At 71.3% G+C, this 4,144-nt stretch carries 6 protein-coding genes; 4 read left to right on the top strand and 2 right to left on the bottom strand.

The features are described 5' to 3' along the window. Positions 1–185: 185 nt before the first annotated feature. Genes FRW57_RS18250 through FRW57_RS18235 form a run of 4 tightly spaced genes read left to right on the top strand, consistent with a single transcriptional unit; the run spans position 186 to position 2,451 of the window. Positions 186–956 carry a HipA family kinase gene (locus FRW57_RS18250; protein ID WP_152186681.1) on the top strand — a complete coding sequence of 257 codons (771 nt, stop codon included), beginning with the start codon at positions 186–188 and terminating at the stop codon, positions 954–956. Next, positions 953–1,327 (top strand): DUF3037 domain-containing protein, encoded by a 375-nt coding sequence (locus tag FRW57_RS18245; protein ID WP_152186680.1) that lies wholly within the window; start codon positions 953–955, stop codon positions 1,325–1,327. The genes FRW57_RS18250 and FRW57_RS18245 overlap by 4 nt, the downstream gene beginning before the upstream one ends. A gap of 48 nt (positions 1,328–1,375) precedes the next feature. After that, on the top strand, positions 1,376–1,927 hold the full coding sequence (locus FRW57_RS18240; protein WP_152186679.1) for a YbhB/YbcL family Raf kinase inhibitor-like protein: 552 nt from the start codon (positions 1,376–1,378) through the stop codon (positions 1,925–1,927). After that, the gene (locus FRW57_RS18235) at positions 1,924–2,451 is read left to right on the top strand and encodes a YbaK/EbsC family protein (RefSeq protein ID WP_152186678.1); all 528 of its coding nucleotides are present in this window, start codon (positions 1,924–1,926) and stop codon (positions 2,449–2,451) included. The genes FRW57_RS18240 and FRW57_RS18235 overlap by 4 nt, the downstream gene beginning before the upstream one ends. A 3-nt stretch (positions 2,452–2,454) precedes the next feature. Here the strand turns inward: FRW57_RS18235 and FRW57_RS18230 are convergent, their stop codons facing one another. Further along, positions 2,455–3,282 (bottom strand): TrmH family RNA methyltransferase, encoded by an 828-nt coding sequence (locus FRW57_RS18230; RefSeq protein WP_152186677.1) that lies wholly within the window; start codon positions 3,280–3,282, stop codon positions 2,455–2,457. A gap of 258 nt (positions 3,283–3,540) precedes the next feature. Beyond that, positions 3,541–4,144, bottom strand: a 604-nt coding sequence (larC, locus tag FRW57_RS18220; RefSeq protein ID WP_203230404.1) for a nickel insertion protein, incomplete at its 5' end; no start/stop codon positions are given.

Here is a 4,144-nt window from a genome sequence, read left to right as displayed (position 1 = left end):
CGACTGGTCCCACTGGCGACGCCGACATCAAGCCCGCGCCCAACGCTGCCACTACGCCCGCCGCGGCGCCTCACCATAAGTGCGGCTGTAGTACTAGGCATCTGACCGGTCGGCTGCGCTGTCGTTAGGCTGCGCTGTCGTTAGGCTGCGCTGTCGTTAGGCTGCGCTGTCGTTAGGCTGCACGCGTGCTCCCCAACATCAGTGCCGTTCGCTACGTGACTCCGCTGCGCGAGGGCGGTTCCCTGCCCGGCATCGTCGAGGCCGATGACGACGGCACGTACGTGCTGAAGTTCCGCGGCGCCGGACAGGGCCTCAAGGTCCTCGTGGCCGAGGTCGTCGTGGGTGAGCTGGCTCGCGCCCTCGGCATCGCAGTCCCCGAGATGCGCGCCATCACCCTCCCCGACCAGATCGCGCGCTACGAGGCCGACGAGGAGGTCCAGGACCTGCTCACCGCGAGCGTCGGCCTCAACCTGGGCATGGACTTCCTGCCGGGATCGTTCGGCTACGACGGATCGCTCCCGCCGACGCCCGCCGAGGCCTCTGCCATCGTGTGGCTCGATGCGTTCACCGCCAACGTCGACCGCACCTGGAGCAACCCCAACCTCCTGGTCTGGCACGGCAGGACCTACTGCATCGACCACGGCGCCGCCCTGTACTTCCATCACTCGTGGCCCCGGTTCGGTTCCCGCCCGGGGCGATTCGCGTCGCAACCGTTCGACCCTGCCAAGCACGTACTGCTCGACGTCGCCGAGGACGTGGTCGCGGCGCACGACCGGCTCTCGACGAGGGTCGACGACCGACTGCTTGCCGAGGTGCTCGACCTGGTGCCCGACGAGTGGCTCGAAGAGGCGCCCGGTCTGCCTTCCCCGGATGTCGTGCGGACGGCATACATCGCGAATCTGCAGGCCCGGCTGGCCCATCCGGCTGCGTGGCTCCCGGGAGGTGGGCATCGATGAGCGAGCTGCTGGGTTACCAGTACGTCGTGCTGAGGTGCGTCGCGCGGCCGGAGCGCGAGGAGTTCGTCAACGTGGGAGTGGTGCTCTACAGCCAGCGCGGTGAGTTCCTCGACGTCGCGTTCGAGGTCGACGAGACCCGCCTGAGGGCCCTCTCCCCCGCCCTCGACGTGCCGGCCCTGCAGCGATCGCTCGAGGCCGTCCGAGCGGCCTGCCGCGGCGAAGGAGGGCCGCACCTCTCCTCGCTCGGCCAGCGCTTCGGCTGGCTCAGTGCCCCGCGCAGCACCGTCGTGCAGCCCGGACCGGTCCATGGTGGCGTCACCAGGGATCCGGGGGCCGAGCTCCGGCGGCTGCTGGCCTCGTTCGTCGGCTGACCGCAGGGGGCGGTGGCCGACTCACCGCCCGCGTCGTAGCCTCGGAGCATGAACCTCGAGCGACCGACTGCCCCGGACCCGTACGAACTGCTGCCGCAGGTCCCCGCCCTCGATGTCACCAGCGAGTCCTTCGCCGACGGGGACACCCTTCCCGACGAACAGGTCTACGACGACTGGGGCTTCCACGGCGGCAACGTCTCGCCGCAGCTGTCCTGGTCAGGGGCGCCCGACGGCACCCGCTCCTACGCGGTGACCTGCTTCGACCCCGATGCCCCCACGCCGTCGGGCTTCTGGCACTGGCTCCTGGTCAACGTGCCGGTGGACGTCACCTCACTCCCCGCCGGCTACGGCTCCGTCGACGCCGAGCTGCCGGAGGGGGTCCGTCAGATCGCGAACGACTTCGGCACCGAGGCGTATGGCGGTGCTGCACCCCCCGCGGGCGACCGCCCGCACCGCTACATGTTCGCGGTCCATGCCCTCGACACCGACGACCTCGGCCTCGGCGAGCGCGCCAGCGCCGCCGTGACCGCGTTCAACCTCGGCGCGCACACGGTGGCTCGGGGCGTGCTGACCGCCATGTACGCGGCACCGTCCGCGTGAGCGGCCTGCACTTTCGTCCGGTCCTCGACCACCTCGACCTGCTCGCGCGGCCCGTCGCGGAGGCGCTGACGGCGTGGCCGGGCAGTGAGCACGTCGAGGTGGCCGAGATCGACCCCGCCGTCTCGGACACCGCCGCCTTCGTGGAGGCGACCGGCATCTCGTTGTCCGACTCGGCGAACTGTGTCGTGGTGGGTGGCCGCCGGGGCGAGCTCGAGCGGGTCGCCGCCTGCCTCCTGTTGGCCACGACCCGGGCGAACGTCAACAGCGTGGTGCGCAAACGTCTCGATGCCCGCCGCGCGAGCTTCCTGTCGATGGACACGGCAGTCGAGCGCACCGGGATGGAGTATGGGGGGATCACCCCGATCGGCCTGCCCGAGGACTGGCCAGTCCTGGTGGATTCCGCTGTCCTGGAACGAGAGTCGATCGTCGTCGGAGCCGGGGTGCGGGGCGCCAAACTGCGTCTACCGGGTGCCTTGGCAGCCGAGCTGCCGGGTGCCGAGGTCGTCGAGGGACTGGCGACCTGACCGTCAGTAGGGCACGCGCCGCCGCGCCGGTGCCAACGCCCACATGGCGACCGCGCTCGCGGCGGCCACGTTGAGTGAGTCCACTCCCCCGGACATCGGGATCTGGACGACGACGTCGGCACTGTCCAGCGTCCGCGCCGACAGACCGTCGCCCTCGGTGCCCAGCACGAGGGCCAGCCGGTCGGGCGGGTCGGCAGCCAAGTCGTCCAGGCTGACCGCACCGTCCGCCAGCGCCAGGGCAGCCACGACGAAGCCGTTGTCGCGCAACAGGTTCACCCCTGCAGGCCACGGGTCGATCCGTGTCCAGGGCACCTGGAAGACCGTGCCCATCGAGACTCGTACGCTGCGGCGGTAGAGGGGGTCGGCACACCGAGGAGTCACGAGCACCGCGTCCACCCCCAGCGCGGCAGCCGAACGAAACACGGCACCGACGTTGGTGTGGTCGACGATGTCCTCCAGCACCATGACCCGTCGCGCGTCCTGCAGGAGCTCCACCGGGTTGGGCGGCTGGGGACGCTGCATCGACGCCAGCGCCCCACGGTGGAGGTGGAATCCGGTCATCGCCTCGATGACGTCGCGCTCGCCCACGTAGACCGGTATGCCGTCCCGCTCGGCCTGCTGGACCAGGTCACCGAGGTCGGTCAGCCACCGTCGAGCCATCAGGTAGGACCTGGGACGATGCCCAGCAGCGAGGGCTCGTCGGATCACCTTCTCGCTCTCGGCGAGGTAGAGGCCGCGCTCCGGTTCGAGCCGGCGACGCAGCGCGACGTCGGTCAGGCCCACATAGTCCTGGATCCTGGGGTCCTGCGGGTCCTCGATCGGTGTCACCACGCAGGCAAGGCTATGCCGTCGCAACCTTGGTGCGCGGGGTGATGCGGTCGACCATGGTGGTGACGAAGCGCCCGGTGCGCTCGACGACGGCCCGCAGGGCGGGGTCGACGGCGTCCGCGGTCTCCAGCAGGACCCGCCTCGGTGACCGTCGTCGTGACGATGGCGACCTCGGGGTCGCGCACGTAGGCGAGCCAGGCCTCGTGGCCAGAGGACGGATGGACCGCCGAGACGCTGCCCAGCACGGCGAAGTCGTCGCCGTCACGGTCGCGGGTCACCAACGTGTAGAGGCCGTCCTGCGGCGCGAGCGCGTCGGCCAGCTCCGTGCGCCGGCCGGTGAAGGCGGTGATGCCCCAGCTGGCGGCATCCGGCGCGCGGTCGGTGTACCAGCGGCAGACGCTTCCCAATGCTCAGGTCTGCCTCGTGCGCGGCACGCTCCGCCGCGGCCAGCACGTCCCGCACGGGGCGCAGGACCGACGGCCACACCCTCGGGTCCAGGTCGTCCACGTTGGTCTCGAGCAGGACCTCGTCATGCTCCCCCTCCGGGAACGGCTCCGCCCCGGCGGCGCCCTCCGCCGGAGGCCGCCCCAGGACCACCCTCGTGACGTTGGGACGACCCTGCACGTCCTTGGTGCCCCCCACGCCGACGGCGCCCACCTTTAGCCGGGGAAGGTCGTCCTGACTGGCGCAGAGCACGGTGAGCAGGGCCATCCCCGTCTGGGTGGTGAGCTCGCCCTTGCCCCCGCCGCAGGCCGCGCGCCCGCGAGACAGCTCCAGCACGGCACGCACCGGCACGGGCAGGTCGCCGTGGGCCGCCCGGACCCGCCCAGCGCCCAACGCCACCGTGCTCGCCGTGAACGTCGCG

It is taken from the genome of Segeticoccus rhizosphaerae (genome assembly GCF_009192725.1).
GTDB classification, from domain to species: domain Bacteria; phylum Actinomycetota; class Actinomycetes; order Actinomycetales; family Dermatophilaceae; genus Segeticoccus; species Segeticoccus rhizosphaerae.
Note: the sequence above shows the minus strand (reverse complement) of the source record. Positions and strands in the feature narration are given on the sequence as shown.

Bases quoted from the DNA above. Each gene is read 5' to 3' on its own strand.
- FRW57_RS18245 (WP_152186680.1), top strand. From the start codon at position 953: ATGAGCGAGCTGCTGGGTTACCAGTACGTCGTGCTGAGGTGCGTCGCG.
- FRW57_RS18240 (WP_152186679.1), top strand. From the start codon at position 1,376: ATGAACCTCGAGCGACCGACTGCCCCGGACCCGTACGAACTGCTGCCG.